This is a genomic window from Pseudodesulfovibrio piezophilus C1TLV30, assembly GCF_000341895.1.
GTDB lineage: Bacteria > Desulfobacterota > Desulfovibrionia > Desulfovibrionales > Desulfovibrionaceae > Pseudodesulfovibrio > Pseudodesulfovibrio piezophilus.
Map to the genome: position 1 here is coordinate 1,914,254 of NC_020409.1, position 16,484 is coordinate 1,930,737.

16 protein-coding genes, 1 tRNA gene, 1 other RNA gene and 1 riboswitch are annotated in these 16,484 nt (G+C 52.3%); of the genes, 4 read left to right on the forward strand and 14 right to left on the reverse strand.

Going from position 1 to position 16,484, the window contains the following annotated elements:
* Positions 1–313: 313 nt before the first annotated feature.
* The 9 genes from cysS to BN4_RS09190 all read right to left on the reverse strand — a co-directional run bounded on the left by cysS (position 314) and on the right by BN4_RS09190 (position 6,881).
* A complete protein-coding gene (gene cysS, locus BN4_RS09160; RefSeq protein ID WP_015415105.1) occupies positions 314–1,771 on the reverse strand; it encodes a cysteine--tRNA ligase in 1,458 nt (485 codons plus the stop codon).
* Positions 1,772–1,814: 43 nt separating this feature from the next.
* Positions 1,815–2,696, reverse strand: coding sequence for a hypothetical protein (locus BN4_RS09165; RefSeq protein ID WP_015415106.1), 882 nt, complete (start codon positions 2,694–2,696; stop codon positions 1,815–1,817).
* A gap of 2 nt (positions 2,697–2,698) precedes the next feature.
* A complete protein-coding gene (gene ispD, locus BN4_RS09170) occupies positions 2,699–3,895 on the reverse strand; it encodes a 2-C-methyl-D-erythritol 4-phosphate cytidylyltransferase (protein WP_015415107.1) in 1,197 nt (398 codons plus the stop codon).
* Positions 3,896–4,015: 120 nt separating this feature from the next.
* Positions 4,016–4,375, reverse strand: an RNA gene (gene rnpB, locus BN4_RS17395) — RNase P RNA component class A.
* A gap of 114 nt (positions 4,376–4,489) precedes the next feature.
* Positions 4,490–5,215 carry a zinc ribbon domain-containing protein gene (locus BN4_RS09175; protein ID WP_015415108.1) on the reverse strand — a complete coding sequence of 242 codons (726 nt, stop codon included), beginning with the start codon at positions 5,213–5,215 and terminating at the stop codon, positions 4,490–4,492.
* Positions 5,216–5,259: 44 nt separating this feature from the next.
* The gene (locus BN4_RS09180; protein ID WP_015415109.1) at positions 5,260–6,264 is read right to left on the reverse strand and encodes a Nif3-like dinuclear metal center hexameric protein; all 1,005 of its coding nucleotides are present in this window, start codon (positions 6,262–6,264) and stop codon (positions 5,260–5,262) included.
* A 4-nt stretch (positions 6,265–6,268) separates the two neighbouring features.
* Positions 6,269–6,415, reverse strand: a complete 147-nt coding sequence (locus BN4_RS17875) for a hypothetical protein (protein WP_015415110.1) — start codon at positions 6,413–6,415, stop codon at positions 6,269–6,271.
* Positions 6,416–6,440: 25 nt separating this feature from the next.
* Positions 6,441–6,516: transfer RNA gene (locus BN4_RS09185), tRNA-Ile, on the reverse strand.
* Positions 6,517–6,560: 44 nt separating this feature from the next.
* Complete coding sequence (locus BN4_RS09190) at positions 6,561–6,881, reverse strand: DUF4911 domain-containing protein (RefSeq protein ID WP_015415111.1); 321 nt, start codon at positions 6,879–6,881, stop codon at positions 6,561–6,563.
* A 152-nt stretch (positions 6,882–7,033) separates the two neighbouring features.
* On the opposite strand from BN4_RS09190, the gene BN4_RS09195 reads away from it, so the two are divergent.
* Positions 7,034–8,227, forward strand: coding sequence for a methyltransferase domain-containing protein (locus BN4_RS09195; protein ID WP_015415112.1), 1,194 nt, complete (start codon positions 7,034–7,036; stop codon positions 8,225–8,227).
* Positions 8,228–8,322: 95 nt separating this feature from the next.
* On the opposite strand, the gene BN4_RS09200 is transcribed toward BN4_RS09195, so the two are convergent.
* The 5 genes from BN4_RS09200 to BN4_RS17185 form a co-directional block, all read right to left on the reverse strand.
* On the reverse strand, positions 8,323–9,324 hold the full coding sequence (locus BN4_RS09200) for an HD-GYP domain-containing protein (protein WP_157871332.1): 1,002 nt from the start codon (positions 9,322–9,324) through the stop codon (positions 8,323–8,325).
* Positions 9,325–9,392: 68 nt separating this feature from the next.
* Positions 9,393–9,487: riboswitch (cyclic di-GMP riboswitch) on the reverse strand.
* 83 nt (positions 9,488–9,570) lie between these two features.
* Positions 9,571–10,035 carry a hypothetical protein gene (locus tag BN4_RS09205; protein WP_015415114.1) on the reverse strand — a complete coding sequence of 155 codons (465 nt, stop codon included), beginning with the start codon at positions 10,033–10,035 and terminating at the stop codon, positions 9,571–9,573.
* A 114-nt stretch (positions 10,036–10,149) separates the two neighbouring features.
* Positions 10,150–11,163 (reverse strand): permease, encoded by a 1,014-nt coding sequence (locus BN4_RS09210; RefSeq protein ID WP_015415115.1) that lies wholly within the window; start codon positions 11,161–11,163, stop codon positions 10,150–10,152.
* A 53-nt stretch (positions 11,164–11,216) separates the two neighbouring features.
* Positions 11,217–11,534: an ArsR/SmtB family transcription factor gene (locus tag BN4_RS09215; RefSeq protein WP_015415116.1), complete on the reverse strand. Its 318-nt coding sequence runs from the start codon at positions 11,532–11,534 to the stop codon at positions 11,217–11,219.
* A 92-nt stretch (positions 11,535–11,626) separates the two neighbouring features.
* On the reverse strand, positions 11,627–12,247 hold the full coding sequence (locus tag BN4_RS17185) for a (2Fe-2S)-binding protein (protein ID WP_015415117.1): 621 nt from the start codon (positions 12,245–12,247) through the stop codon (positions 11,627–11,629).
* Positions 12,248–12,355: 108 nt separating this feature from the next.
* On the opposite strand from BN4_RS17185, the gene BN4_RS09225 reads away from it, so the two are divergent.
* The 3 genes from BN4_RS09225 (at position 12,356) to BN4_RS09235 (ending at position 16,385) form a co-directional block, all read left to right on the forward strand.
* Entirely contained in the window at positions 12,356–13,114 is a 759-nt protein-coding gene (locus tag BN4_RS09225) for a substrate-binding periplasmic protein (protein ID WP_015415118.1), read from the forward strand.
* Between the two features lie 88 nt (positions 13,115–13,202).
* The gene (uvrA, locus tag BN4_RS09230; protein WP_015415119.1) at positions 13,203–15,971 is read left to right on the forward strand and encodes an excinuclease ABC subunit UvrA; all 2,769 of its coding nucleotides are present in this window, start codon (positions 13,203–13,205) and stop codon (positions 15,969–15,971) included.
* 123 nt (positions 15,972–16,094) lie between these two features.
* On the forward strand, positions 16,095–16,385 hold the full coding sequence (locus BN4_RS09235; RefSeq protein WP_015415120.1) for a YciI family protein: 291 nt from the start codon (positions 16,095–16,097) through the stop codon (positions 16,383–16,385).
* Positions 16,386–16,484: the final 99 nt, after the last annotated feature.

Below are 16,484 nucleotides of genomic sequence, written 5' to 3' on the forward strand. Positions count from 1 at the left end.
CATCTCTCGATTTCGCCAATGGCAAGAATGGGCTTCTCAAGAAAAGGGCTCTTGAGCCATCGAAGGCGAAACCACCTGACAATCCCGCCGCAGGCGGTTTTCCCTTCTGTCTTTTCAATAGTGAAAAACCGCCCTGCACGGAAACCAGAGCCTTTTTCACAGAAGAAAAATCCCTATGCCGAGAAATTCCCACACAAAGACGGCACTGAGCAACGGCCCTCATGCATGGTTCCGCATTCTCCCGCACCAGAAAAAAAGGCTCCCCGATCTCGGAGAGCCATTTTCTATCTTATCTACCAAGAGGAAAGCCCTTCTACAGGACATCCCACGTCGCCCCTTGCGGGGTATCTTTCACTTCAACTTTCATGGCCATCAATTCATCTCGAATGGCGTCAGATTTTTCAAAATCCTTATTGGCACGAGCTTCTTTGCGAGCACCGAGCAACTTCTGCACCCTGACCGGATCAATATCGGAACGTACGGCTCGGTTGTCGCGCAGTTCCACCAGAAAATCTTCTGGCTGACATTCAAAAATCCCCAGGACAGCACCCCAGGTTTTCATGTCATCCATAATGCGAAGGAGCATATCCCGGCCCCCTTCCGACTTGCGCAGATTCTTGTCTTCGACAATGCGTCCGGTCAGGCGAATGGCGGAAAACACATGCCCCAGCGCTCCCGCGGTATTCATGTCATCTTCCATGGCCTCGACCCAATGCTTCTCGATCTCGTCCAACTCCGTGACCAGCTCTTCCGGGAAAGGAGATTTCTTCCATTGAGTCTTGGCAAGTTCCACATCGGCCTGCGCCAGGGCTGAGTAAATGCGCTTGATGCCTTTTTCCGCTTCCTCAAGAGCCTCAAACGAAAAGTCCAGGGGAGAGCGGTAATGCATGGTCAACAGGAAATACCGCAGCGTCTCAGGTAAAAATTTGTCCAGAATATCCCGAATGGTGAAAAAATTGCCAAGAGATTTCGACATTTTCTCCGAATTGATCTGCACAAACCCGTTGTGGACCCAATACTTGGCAAACGGTTTCCCTGTGGCCGCCTCGGATTGGGCTATCTCGTTCTCATGGTGCGGAAAAGACAAATCCTGTCCGCCACCATGGATATCCAGCGGCAACGGAGCATATTTTTCGCTCATGGCGGAACATTCGAGATGCCAGCCAGGACGCCCCTGCCCCCAGGGAGATTCCCAGGAAGGCTCGCCGGGCTTGGCTCCTTTCCAAAGGGCGAAGTCGAGAGGGTCCTGCTTCTCTTCGCCCGGAGCAATGCGCGCCCCGGACTCCAACTCATCCACATTCCGGCCCGAAAGCTTGCCATAGTCCTCAAAGGAACGAACACGAAAATAGACATCGCCCGACGGGGTGGCATAGGCGTGGTCTGTCTCGATAAGGTGTTGAGTCAATGCGATCATTTCCGGGATATGTTCGGTACATTTCGGTTCGATGTCAGCTCGGTTGACGGAAAGCCTATCCATGTCCACATAAAATTCACCAATGAATTTTTCAGCTATCTCGCCCGCTTCCTTGCCGACCTCATTGGCCCGCTTGATGATCTTGTCGTCAATATCTGTAAAGTTGCGGATGAATGTGACATCAAAACCCTTATGACGCAGATAGCGGTAAAGTACATCAAAGACCACACTGGAACGGGCATGTCCGATATGACACAAGTCATAAGCGGTGATACCGCACACATACATGTTGACCTTGTTTTCGTGTATCGGGGTAAATTCCTGCTTCTGCCGCGCCAGGGTATTGTAGAGTCTCATCAAAAAGCTCCGTCGTTATTCTCTTGTAATTACTATAAATCGATTAAATATCGTCGTTTGATCCCGCCGTTGCGGAGATATTCATCAAGCGCATATTTTCATAAATATCCCGCCCCAGAAAACACGCCAGAAACGGAACTGGTTCCACAGGCTTTGCCTCCAGGAAAAGCGTTCCGGGCTTCACAAGAAACTTTCGTAATCCGGTCAGGACTCCCTCTGCCACAGGATTTTTCGAATCCCCGGCATAATCTGCCATGAGGGCAAGCTCTGTCACCATCTGATTACGAGCCACAGGATCACTTGTCCCGAAACTTTTGGCGATGGAATGGACAACGGCTCTGACCATGCCATGGTCCGTCACAGTCAGCATCGCGTGTTCCATGCGCAAACCAATGATTTTTTCCATACGGAATGCATCCAGGTCAAGCCTATCCAGAGTTGTCGCCAAATGCAGATCTCCCAAGTCTTCGGCTTTCACGACCAGTTCGTCCACTTTCAGTTGTTTCTCTTTGGCATCATACTCATAGCTCATGCCAAAGCTCCCGTGAACCGTGGAAAATCCCGATGCGAGCAATGGGGCTGCCCATGACCCGAAATTGGAAAATGTGGTTTCCATGGAGACTCCGATTGCCTCCACCGTCGCAAAATGCGGAACCGGATTCTCTTGGTCAAACCGAGAAATACGCAGAACATCCGCAGTGAAATATTTTCCGTCAGGAAGATGCGTCTCGACATTTTCCAGTGTCACCGCATGGTCTGTCAGTGAGACGGAAAGGTCACCATAAGAAAGCTCCAGTCCCGGAGTTTCGGCCACGACACGATCTATCTCTCTGGAGACTTCACTGTTCACAAACCACATAAGCCCGAAAGAGCAAACCGCAATGAACAAACAGAAAGAAAAAAAGAATTTCCAGATACGAGACATTGTCAAACTTCCCTCAGTGCCGTCACTGTGGCCACGGCCTTGATGCCTTTTTTCTGGCCCGTGAAGCCAAGTTTTTCTTCTGTGGTGGCCTTGAAATTCACTTGATGCCGCTCAAGCCCCAGTACTCTGCACAGATTTTTGGCAATCTGGGCGGAATGGGGAGCCATGCGCGGCACTTGGGCAATAAGAGTCAGATCTGCATGAACAAGACGCGCACCGGCTTCATCGGCCATGGCGAGAACTTCCTTGAGCAGGAGAGAACTGTCCGCGCCGGAAAATTTTTCATCGGTATCCGGGAAATGCGTGCCTATATCCCCGCCACCGAATGTGCCGAGTATGGCATCGGCCAAGGCATGTAAAAGGACATCACCATCAGAATGAGCAAGAATGTGGTACGGTCCCGCGATGGGGACTCCGCCAATCACCAGAGGCCGATCGTGCTCACCACCGAATCGATGCACATCATACCCCCAGCCGACACAGGGAACCGTCACACGCGGCTCTTCGAGTTTGGCAAGATCCTGAGGAGTCGTAATCTTGATATTCCCCTGCTCGCCGGGAATGACGATCACTTCGGCTATCCGTTCCACCATGCTGGCATCGTCGGTAACATCCCACCCCTCTTGGACGGCCTGTTCGTGAGCCTGCATCAAGAGAGCGGTCTCAAAAATCTGTGGTGTCTGGACGCTGCGAAGCTCTGCTCGAACCAATGTTTCGGTCACGACACCATCCGCCACCCGCTTGATGGTGTCCGTGATGGACAGGCCGGGAGTGGCAGCCTGTGCGCCCTGATCGAGACAGTCGATCAATTCACGGACGAGTCGTGCGGAAACAAATGGGCGGGCGGAATCATGGACCAGAACTCCGTCGCAGTCGCGAGGCAATTCAGCCACCCCATGACGAACCGAATCCTGCCTGCGTTCCCCGCCAGCACAGACCTTCCATCTGAGACCAAGCTCTTCGGCCTTGAAAAACTGACGGAGCTGTTTCTCCATGGGAATGACATCTTCCGGCGGGAAAACGAAAACCACACCCTTGACTCCCGCCACGCGGGAAAATGTTCTGGCCGAATGCCAAAAAAGCGGTGCGCCCTTGAACTCAAGATATTGCTTTCGAACACCACCTGCGGCCTCGCCCAATCGGGAGCCGGACCCTGCGGCGAGAATAATGCTCCATGTGTTCTTCAGAGGTCGATTCATGCACACAATCCTGTATTGGCTCCGGCGAAAAAAGTTGCTCCAACCCGGAACATCTGTTCATTCGCACGCCATTTGTGGTCGCACCGGAGAGGAATCATCCCCTCCGGTGCGCTATTTCAAGTCTGGAGTCGGTCGATAAGCCGGGTCTTGTTCCCCTTTCGGGGCAACTGTCATTCATCTAGGACGGCTGTTACCAGACGCCTCAAGCAACCTACCCGGTAGCTCGATCGGGCCGATCTACTGCGCTACCCTATTTGGTCTTGCTCCGAACGGAGTTCACCTGGCCTGCCGTATCACTACGACAGCCGGTGGGCTCTTACCCCACCCTTTCACCCTTACCTCCGGGATATACCCGAAGGCGGTCTACTCTCTGTTGCACGTGACGGAGATCGCTCCCCCTGGGAGTTACCCAGCGTTCTGCCCTGTGGAGCCCGGACTTTCCTCCCCGATACAAATCGCGGCGACAGTCTGTCCGGCTCCAGACTTTTTTTCAAATATCCATCACTTCGCTCACTTTCGAAACACGGACGTGGACCGCAGGACTCTCCCGCTGGTCCTCCCTGATATACATGAACTGTGAACGAAGAAGTTTTCCTACTCGTCGTCTTCGCCCTGGCGCTGCCAGTGGATAAGACGTTGACAATTGGGGCAACTCAAGATCTGCTGTCCCTTTTGCAGATCATTGTAAATCTGCGGCGGAATCATGATGTGACAGCCATAGCAAACACCGCTGCTGACCGGAACGATGACCGGATTCTGCATACGGGAACGAATGAACTCATACCGCCCGAGGATAGGCGGGGGAACGACCTTGCATGCCTTTTTCCGCTTGCGATTCAGGCTGTCCAATTTCTTCTGTGCTTCGGCAAGACGCACATCCAGAGTTGTCTTCAGCGCATCATACTGTTCCTGCACGCCGCTCATATCTTCTTTCAGGGCCTTAGTGGCTTCATCCTGCCTGTCCAGCTCTTCATTGACGGCGACCTGCTCTTCCTCACGCATCCGGTTAAGCTTCTCCAGAGAATCCATCTCGCGCATCATGGCGTGATATTCCTTGGTATTGCCGACCAACATGAGCTTGTTTTTACTCTTCTTGATCTTTCCTGCATCCTCTTCAATCTCAACGGCCAGTTTCTTTTTCTGGTCCTTGAGGAGGGTGATGCGCTCCTGAATCTGCGTCCGACGCTCGTCAAAATCGCTCATCTGGCTTTCCAGGTCAGCCAACTCCAGAGGAGCCTTTTCAATCTCTTCCTGAAGAATGATGATCTCGTCATCGACCTGTTGCAGAATGATCAATTGCTCGATCTGTTTTTCGTACATGCTGTTACCTCGCTCATTTATTGAAATCACGCGTCAGCGCGGTTCTATCCATCGTGCCTGATGTGGAACCGAAAAGGGTCTTCACCCTTGAAAAAACGGACTTCCACCGCCCCGAAAACCTGGTCCAACTCCATGGCGAACAGACGCATCATTTCCTCTTCCAAAGAAAAATGCCCGACATCCGCCACACAAATATCTGTCTCAACTGCCGGGTGGTACTTCATGTCTCCAGTGATAAAGACATCCGCCCCTGCCTGTGATGCCTCACCGATAAGAGATGCGCCGGAACCACCGCAATAAGCGACCGTCCTGACAGTCGCAGGTTTGGGCCCGGAAACGGTATACGCCTCCCGATCGATAAGCCCGCCCAACATTTCCGAGAAGGCATCCCATGGCATGGGCGCAGGCAGCGTCCCGACTTGACCAAAACCCATTTCCCGCCGAGGGGCGGTCAGGGAACGAATATAAAAAAGTGGTTTGTGCCCAAGTGAAAATTCAATGCTTCCGGCAACCCCACTCCAGGAATCTTCATCGCAAACCACACGAACTTCACCGGTACGATTCTGAGACACGGAATGAACGCCATCGCTGTCCGCCCATATATCTGCGGTCTTCCGATCAATGGATTCTTCCAGATAGAAAGACACCTCGATGGGGGCCATGCCCCGCTCAACCTCCAGGAACCGTGTGTCCTCAAGTTTCAGAGCCTTGCCCAGCCAAAAGGCGGGACCGTCGGGTCGGGTATCAAGAGAAGTATGCGCTGCGTAGAGCCATGCTCCATGGTTCACCATCTGGCGGACCACATTCATAAACATGTTGTTGGAATCCAGTGCCTTGGGCTTCATGTAAAGCGGGTGATGGGTCAGAATCACACCCGCCTCCCAATCCAGGCACTTGGACACCATGGACGGGGTCGGCTCAAGACAGACGGCCACACGATCAGTTTCCCCCAGCGAACCAGCAATCTGCACGCCACAGTTGTCCCAGGCGCTCTGGTTTTCCTCTGGAGCCAAACGACGGAAAATCGGCAAAATATCTTTTATTTTCATATATTTACACCTCATTACCAGAAAGAGAATGCTCCCGTAGGGATTCCCCCTCGGGAGCATTATTTTCTTCATCTATATCCCAGCCTGCGGCCTTCACGGGATACTTCAAGACATATGCGTTGAACATCGTTCCTGTATCGTATGGAATCAATCATTCCTCCCGCCTGAGGGGGGATTGGTGGGCCAGCCAGGATTCGAACCTGGGACCGACCGGTTATGAGCCGGTGGCTCTGCCAACTGAGCTACTGGCCCGTAGTCTATGAGCAGGATACCTTATCCAAAGAATCCGACAAATGTCAAGAGATCTTCTCACCAAAGAGAGACGTTTTCTTCTCCAAGCCTGTCGAAACGACCTCGACATCCATTTCAGTCCTCAGTGCTTGCAGAAACTGCCGGATTTCCTTTTTCTGGTGAGGACTATACCACAGTTGCAAAATCCCCTTGAACTTATTGGTCACGGTAAAGATACCTAGGTTGTCATACCCTTCAAGCAAAAATCGAAACAAGCCGATTTTCGCCGGATCAAGGCGGATATACATTCTTTGCGAACGAAGGGGCGGTGGCGGGCATATCCGCTTACGAGGCCGCCTGCGCGACGATTTTCCGACTTTGCTCATGGGCGTGGTCCTACATTCAGTCCGGGGAAAAGGCAATATCCAAGATACCTTTGCCTTTTCCCTTGTTTAAGCTATGATTAGACGTAAACGTCAAAATCCTACTCCCTTTTTTGACACATTTCATCTCATTTTTTGCTTGCAAGGAGGCCACCATGGCTCATATCGCACAGGATTCCCTGGCGACAATATATTTCACCTTCACCTGGAAGAGTTCTCATGCATCACATATTGAGAATTATCTGGCCAGGAATGTCAGCTTTACCCGCGACATTCTGCCTGTCGGCGTCAAAAGCCGCATGCGGGGACTTGGTGAAGGAGATTCCGTCCAGATGACGCTCGATCCATCAGAAGTCCCGGCCTTCAAACCAGGCAAGATTCTGGATATGCCCATAGCCCGCTTTCAACCCAATGAGCTTGATATGCGCCCACGCATCGGGCGGTATTATCCTAAATATTTCATTGCTTCCGTTCCCGGTACTCGTCCGGACTCCACTACACCATTTCGCGTGGTCAACGTGGACCGGGGCGGATTCAAGGCCGACCTGAACCACCCCATGGCAGGTCGTGAAGTTACGATGAAAGCCAAGGTCATCGAAATAACGGACAAAAGCAGCGCAAAGGGAGTGCTCAATCGCTGGCCGGATATTTTCTTCAGTGGCCCCGGCATGCAAGTCCGCCTGCTTGACTCTCCAACAGATTTTCTTGGCAATGAACCTTTTAAGCGGGAAGATGAGGCCGGAGATGCCGACTTTTACGCCAACCCGCATCGTATCCATCACCTGGACAACCAAGCCAGACACAATGTGCAAACCGCCTATGGACACCTGCTCACGGACGGCATGGATATTCTCGACCTCATGGCCGGACAGACTTCTCACCTTCCTTCTGCTTTGAAGCCTCGATCAATGACAGGGCTCGGGCTTAACAAGCGGGAGATGGAAGACAACACTGCACTGACAGCAAATAGTGTTCACAATCTCAACGAAGATCCCAAACTCCCCTTTGCGGACAACAGCTTTGACGCCATCATCTCGACCGGGGGCATCGAGTACCTGACAAAACCCTTTGAGATTTTCGATGAAGCCGCACGGGTCCTTCGCCCAGGTGGCATGTTTATCGTGGTCTTTTCCAACCAGTGGTTTCAACCAAAGGTGGTACATATATGGAGAGAACTCCTGGACTTCGAGCGCATGGGGCTCGTCAGTCAGTACTTTATCCGTTCTGGGGAGTATGAGGGGATAACCACGTACTCCGACCGCGGATGGTCCTCATCTGACGCAGCAAAAGGAGAAGACGGTACGCCCTCAAGTGACCCGATATATGCAGTTTGGGCGACCAAACGATAATCAACACCATCACACACCATCACGAAGGCCGGTCCGCATGAATACAACGGACCGGCCTTCGCTTTTCTGGTGAGGGAATGGAAATTCAAACGCGATCAGGTCAATTTTGCCTTGGACAAAACAGAAATCAGCATAGTCAGCATCTCTGGATCGTGTGCGGTCTTACGACTTTTAATGCGTGTCAAAGCTTCGAATGGGGTCAGCTTTTTAACAAGGGATGTTCCGCGAATAAGGTTGTCATATTCATTACATAGGGAAAGGACCTTGACATAGGACGGTAGCATCTCTCCATGAGCACCAGAAGGATACCCCGACCCATCCATGCGCTCATGGTGGAAGAGAATACATTGCAGCGTCTCCTGAGGCAGCGGCAGGGAAGAACAAACCCCCACACCGAGGGCAGGATGGGATTCGACCAATTCCCTTTCCTCCTTGTTCAGGCTTTCTCTGTGCCGGAAAAAAAGGGTCTCTGGCAACTCCAACTTCCCGATATCGTGAAACATGGCCCCCATACCGACTGCGACCAACAGGTCTTCATCCTTCACATATGTGTTCATCACGCTCAGAGTCATGACCATGACTCCGATTCCGTGCAAAAAGACTTCCTCACCCTCCGCAATAAACCGGGTCAACTCCCGTATGGCATCAGCCCGCGCCAGGAATTTCAAACTGCTGTTGACCAACTTCTTGATTTTGAGGAACTCCCGCTTACCGGTCCTCTTGGGCAAATCGCGAGTAAAAGCCTCACGGGCCAGAGAAACCGCAGCATCATTCCAGACCCGTGCCCGCTCTGCAACAGGGATGTCTTCGTCATATAAAAGTTGGAGGAGATTCTCCTGAAGATAGGAAGTATAGGCAGCGTAATCTTCAACTTTAACATACAAATGATCCACGCCGAGACGAGTCAGCCGACTTTTGTGAATGTCAGCCAGGAGCACGCCCTTTTCCGCATAAAGGACATAGGTTTCCCCCTGCTTGAGAAACAGGGCAAACCCAACTCTCCGCGACGGGATGACCATGAAAGGTGAAATTTTAAAGACCCCGAACCGTTTCTTGCGAACAGGCTTGGCTTCGTCTACCGAGGCACTGTTTTCCATATGCATATTTCCCTGGGGCGCCGAATCGTCACGGCCCCGAGGTGCATTGCAAATCATTCGGGCAGACTCTTGGCAACCCGGCTATCTTGTATCCCGGCATTATTGCCGAAAAAGACCCGTGGCTTTCCGTCCCCGCCTCACGACGGGTTTGGCTTTCTCTTCGGCAGGCAACATACCCGCCGAAGCCCCTCCTGTAAACGGGGTAAAGAACCTGCTTATTTTATTGGGCTTTAGAAGTAGACAAACCTAATAAAGACTTTGTTGGGCAAGAAAGACCTTCCGGGCATGGTCAAGAGATTCATTTTTCAGGTAATCACGAGTAAATTCAAAACAGATTTCATCCGCATCCACAAAAGCCATGACCACATCGAACTCTACATCTTCGACGATTCTCATCGAATCGATGACCGTATCCACGTCTGTGGACGGCGACAACTCAAGACTTTCCATCGTCTCAATCGCCTTCTCGATACCATGGACAGCTTCGGAAGTGACAGGGGCCTCCAGTCGAATTTCGGACAGGGAATCCCTGATTTCCGTCAAGGCCCGAAGGTGAAGTACTTCATCTTCCTTGATACCGGACAGGCATTGAACAAACGCTTCATTCTTCCCGAAGTGGGTTTCCAGCCTATCATAAAATTCATAGGCAAGCGTTTCCATTTTCATGGCTTTTTCGATGAGTTGCCCAAGTGTCATTTGAGAATTCAGCATGGATTCTTTTGATATGAAAGATGGTCGGAGTCAACCCTGCAAAGGTGCTTTCAGGGGGACTAAGAAAAAATCCGGTGCTCCCCGTCCAGGAAGTCACCGGATCATTACATGGCTTCAGCCAAGCCAGTTCATAACAAAGCCAGTGGTTATCGCCATACCGAAAACTGAGCAGAGGAAAGCACTAATCACAGGCCACCGAAACAGCCCCTTGAGCATGATCATCTCGGGAAGACTGGCTCCGGCCCCTCCAATGACAAGCGCAACCACCGCCCCCAGACTCATCCCTTTACCCATGAGCGAGAGACCGATAGGCAGCAGAGTCGAAGCACGCACATACAAGGGAACACCTATCAAGGCGGAAAATGGTACGGCCAGGGCATTGTCTGCACCAGCATACCGAGCAACCACATCGGAGGGAACAAACCCGTGTAGCAGAGCACCGATAACAAGACCAAGGGTGATCAATGGCATGAGTTTGAGAAACTGCCCTAAGGCATCGTGAAAAATCCTATTCCACCGCGAAGGCTCCCCCTTGGCTGGATTTTGAACACCTGCCGGAGCCATGGGCAGTATCGTAACAGAGGTATCGCCTCCACCGCCAGGCGTGGATGTGGAGCAGGCACAGCCGCCGAGGCTTCCCCGATCCAAAAGATCATCCTTAATGAATCTCTGAAAATTCAAGCGGTGCAACCCCCACCCCGCAAATATGGCCAACACCAAGGCCATGAACACATAGAGAGCTGTTGTCTTTGCTCCGAACAGGGTCAGAAAAAGCCCGACAATGATCGGATTAACCAAAGGGGACGTGAACAGGAACGTCATGGTCGGTCCAAATCCTGCCCGCGCCTTGAGCAGGCCGACTGTCATCGGGATGGTCGAACAACTGCAAAACGGTGTAATGGCCCCCAGGACAGCCCCTGCCAGATACCCTCGGCCCTGCCGTTCTGACAGGATGGATTTGATTTTCTCCGCAGGAACGAACTCGTTGATAACCCCAACCAGAAAGCTGATCCCCACAAAAAGCACAGCCAGTTCAACAAACGCAAAGACAAAGAAGTCAGCCGAGCCTGCAAGCTTCACCACCCACGCAGAATTGCCCGGACCAACCAGAGTTTGAAAATAATTCATCTCATCTCCATATTTCTAGAAATCTAGAATAATTAGCACAAAAAAACACGCACCTATTTTGGAACAATATTCCCAGAGCAACACTCCGACAACAGAAAATCCGCAGTCTCCTTCACGGCATCCATAAGCGGCAGACAATACAACGTCCGGCTTTCCCTGCGTTGCTCTACCAGCCCGGCATTGACCATCCGTGATATATGATGCGACAGGGTCGATCCTGGAATATCCAAAATTTTCTGCACATCACCCACAGCCACCCCTTTCCGGCCTGCCTTGACCAGCACCCGAAAAATAGACAGGCGAGTCAGGTTCCCCAATTCGCCGAGTCGCTTGGCATGAAGTTCCATTTCCTTGCTCATGCATGTGATCATACTGAGGGCAATCCTTTCTTGTCAACTATATTTCTAGAATTTTCGAAACAACTTTCATACCATCACCGCGAACACAGAGCCCAAGCCCCGGATCAGGAACAGCGGCAGCCAAGGGACTCCTTGACCTCTTCAGCAATAATCTGTGCAAAGGTTTCTTCACAACACTGCCCTGCCGGGTGCCGGGTGGCGCAGGCCGAAGTCACTTCCGAACGATGCAGCAGGACAATTTCCTCCATTGTTCTCAGCCCTTTGACTGCAACGCCATGCCGAATCATCTCTCGGGTGATCCTATTACAATAGCAGATATATGCCGGTTCGGCACCTCTCTTGCTCCATATCGGGGTGTCTGTCTGATCAACCGTGAAATGATGCGACCCATCCTGCGCATACCAGGCAACAGAACAATCTGGAGAAAGGCAGAGACCATAGATTTTTTCCACAGCCTGTTCACGGAATGTGTCCGTGAGCAGATACCGCACGGTTCCCGCTTTGACTCGCATCCCCTTTTCACCACAACAGGGGCATACTGTCTCGATATATTTTGCCGGTCCACCACAGGTACACGTCGTACTTTTGGTGTTCATAGGCAGATCCATCATTGATTTTGTCATGGTCATTTCTTCCTCTGTATTGGACTCAACAACATCCCTTTCATGCCTTCTTTCCCATGGTAACAACTTCAATGCCAATTGACCACAGCGTTCAGTTTTCATAAAAACATTCCCTCCCCAAAACTATCATGTTCAATTTCCCCGACACAAGAGACACTGTAGACAAAATATTTCTCGCCAGATTACAGACCGACTTCCAGGGAGGTAAGCATGAGGCAACGCATTCTGATATTTTTTTTATGCTGGATACTTTCGACTGTTGCATTCACCTCGATTACGCCTGCTGCCGAGCCTTCCCAAGTGGACTTCTCCTTTGGCACAGCCTCGCCCCCGGATACTTTCACACACAAATACCAGAAGGTTTTATTGACAGAAGCATTCAAACGAAACGGGCTTCAACTCCATGTAATCTACATCCCGAATCTCAAAGAGATGACCAGCCAGGTTAACCAAATGATATTGGATGGGGATGTCCACAGGGTAGGCTCTCTGACCGGACGAGACGGATATCCCGGATATGTCAGAATCAACTTCTCCACGCACACCTTGGAATGGGGCGCATACGCATGCTCTCCTCTCCCTGTGAAAGGGTGGAAAAGCCTGTCCACGCTTGGCATGACAGTTGGCTACAGAAAGGGTAACTTCATCAGCAAAAAGAACTTGACCGGGACTGTCCCCCCCCGGTTCCTTCACGAATTTCAAACCCAACTTGATGGTTTCAAAGCTTTGGCAGCGGGAGAAATCGCGGTTTTCGTCATGGCAAATCAATATACGGCTCAGGAGTTTCTCTGCTCAAAACAGTTCAGCGACTCTGGAATACGATTACTGTGCGTTTTATCCAAAAAGAATATGTACGCTTATTTCTCCAAAAAACATGCAGCCCTGGCTCCTCGGATAGCGAAGACTCTCAAGAACATGAAACAGCAGGGGTTTTTTGAAAAGACCCTGCTCAAAATAATGGGCCAATAAGGACTGACTTTCCCACTCATTCAAAAATGGAACGTGACATTCACAGTCTCCCGCTTGCCATCTTTTCAGGAATGATTATCCTCCCGAAATGACCAAATCCGCACCGAATCATTCCATCCATATAGAAGGCGCCCGCCATCACAATCTCAAGGACCTGACCCTCGACATCCCCCGCGACAAGCTCGTGGTGGTCTGTGGGCCATCCGGGTCGGGCAAATCAACTCTGGCCTTTGACATCGTCTATGCCGAAGGCCAACGCCGCTACGTGGAGTCTCTCTCCGCCTATGCCCGCCAGTTCCTGCCCCAGATGGACAAACCGGATGTGGACAAGGTGGAGGGGCTTTCCCCCGCCATATCACTGGAGCAACAGACCGCGACGAGAAATCCCCGATCCACCGTGGGAACCGTCACCGAGGTCTATGATTTTCTGCGAGTCTTCTATGCCAGGCTCGGCAAATTCTATTGCCCGAAGTGCGGAAAGCCCATCGAGGCTCAGACCACCGACCAAATAGTGAAAACAATCCTCGCCATGGAAGAGGGCACCAAACTCATGCTGCTCGCCCCCTTGGTCGAGCACCAGAAGGGAACGCACAAGGATCTCTTTTCCAAGCTTAAAAAAGATGGGTTCGTCCGTGTCCGTGTCGGCGGCCAAATCTATCCCATCGATGAAGTGCCCGACCTGGAAAAGCACAAGAAACACACCATCGACTTGGTAATAGACCGTCTCGTCATCAAGGACGGCATCAAAAAACGCCTTGCCGATTCCGTGGAACTCGCCCTGGAACACGGCGAGGAACGCATGATCGTCACCGTGGTCGGTGGCAATGCTCCCGGCGACACCTTCATGTCCACGCTTTCAACATGCCCGGCCTGTAAAATATCCATGCCGCGCCTCACCCCACAGCTCTTTTCCTTCAACTCGCCTCAGGGAGCCTGCCCCACCTGCAACGGCATTGGCTCGGTGGAATATTTCGAACCGGACCTTATTTCACCCAACAAGGGACTCTCCCTCAACCAAGGCGGCGTCATCCCCTGGAAGTCCGCCTACCGTCAGGAACAATACGGCCCGCAACTCAAAAAGTTGGGCAAAAAACACGGATTTACGCTCGACACCCCCCTGTCCGACTACACCAAGGACGGCTGGGACGCCCTCTTCCACGGGTGTTCCGAAACCGGCTGGCCCGGCATCGTGCCCATCCTCGAATACGGACAACAACAATCTGGCGTCTGGGACCACTGGACCGCTCGCTACAAGCAATCAACACCCTGTCCGGCCTGCCATGGCGCACGACTGCGCCCTGAGGTTCTGGCTGTCCGCGTGGCCGATAAAAACATGTTCGAATTCGCCTCCATGTCCATCCAACGGGCACTGGACTGGCTCAACGGACTGAATTTCACCGGCCAGGAAACCCTCATCTCCGAACCATTGCTCAAAGAACTGACCCACAAGCTTGGCTTCATGGTCAATGTCGGACTTGAGTACATCTCCCTTGGCCGCAACATGAGCACGCTCTCCGGTGGCGAAGCCCAGCGTATCCGCCTCGCTTCCCAACTCGGTTCCGGCCTGGTTGGTGTCACCTATGTCCTCGACGAACCGTCCATCGGTCTGCACCCCCGAGACAACCAACGGCTCATCGATACACTCCGCTCACTCCAGACGCGTGGCAACACCGTCCTCGTGGTTGAACACGATGAACCAACCATTCTTGAAGCGGATCATGTCATCGAAATCGGCCCCAGCTCGGGCTGGCTTGGCGGTGAAATCGTTTTCCAGGGGCCAGTAGACAAACTGCTCAAGGCAGACACGCTGACCGGCAAATACCTGCGAGGTGATATCGTCATTGAACCACCGGAAACGCGCCGCACGCCCACAGATTCGATTGTTATCAAGAATGTCGAGACCAACAACCTCAAGAATCTCGATGTGGATATTCCTCTTGGTGTCATGACCTGCGTGACCGGCGTGTCTGGCTCGGGTAAGTCGTCCCTTGTCATGGACTCGCTCTACAAGCATCTGCAATTGTTCAATGGGAACAAGGCGGACAACCCCGGAAAGATCGGTGGAATCGAGGGCCTCGACAAAATCGAAAAGGTCATATCCATCGACCAAACGCCCATTGGCAGGACTCCTCGCTCCAACCCCGCCACCTACACCAAGATTTTCGATGAGATCAGGAAAATATTTACCGGCTCCAAAGAGGCCCGAACCCGAGGCTACAAACCTGGCCGATTCTCCTTCAACGTCAAGGGCGGGCGATGCGAGGCCTGCAAGGGGGACGGACAAATCAGGGTGGAAATGCATTTCCTGCCCGACGTCTACGTCACCTGTGAAACCTGCAAAGGCAAGCGCTACAACGCCCAGACTCTCGAAGTGGAATACAAGGGCAAGAATATCGCTGATGTTCTCGACATGACAGTACGGCAGGCCCGCGAATTCTTTGCCAACCATCCTCCGCTCATGCGGCGGCTTGACGTGCTCTCCGAAGTCGGCCTCGACTACATCAAGCTCGGACAGGCAGCCACCACGCTCTCCGGCGGCGAAGCCCAGCGTATCAAGATTTCACGCGAACTCGGCAAACGGAACCTGCCCGGCGCACTCTATATCCTTGATGAACCGACCACAGGCTTGCACATGCATGAAGTCGGCAAGCTCATCCGGGTACTCCATGCCCTGGTGGACAAAGGAGCCACCGTCATCGTCATCGAACATAATACCGATGTCATAAACGGGTCCGACCACGTTATCGATCTCGGCCCTGGCGGCGGAGAACACGGCGGGCAGATAGTCGCCTCCGGCACCCCGGAAGAGATCATCGCCAACCCGAATTCCGTGACCGGGGCATTTCTGAAAAAATAAAGCGGCACTCTGGAGAGAACACAGGACCGTTTCCCGACCGTGGGGAGAGTCTCGACCTCCAGCATCCGATTGACGCGACAACACCGTCTCAATCGGTCCTTTACCTCAAAAAAGGAAAAAATCATGTTCATCATTACGCTGACCTATATCAAGCCCCTTGAAACGATCGATGCCCTCATCCCTGAACATCGTGCATTCCTCACCCGCCACTACGCAAACGGCACTTTTCTTTTTTCCGGCCCGAAAATTCCGCGCAACGGTGGCATTATCATCGCAACAGGAGAGTCACGAGAAGCGATGGAAGCGGTCATAAGCGAAGACCCGTTTCACCGCGAACAGGCTGCAAAGTATGAAATAGTGGAATTCACCCCCGCCATGACCGCAGAAGCTCTGAACGACTTCTGCACAGCCTAAGCCGGCAGTACCCCACACTCTCTTCTTTCGCTTACCAATGGAAAAGGCCGCTGACCATGATCAGCGGCCTTTTCCATTGGTAAGCGAACCAAAGCGACG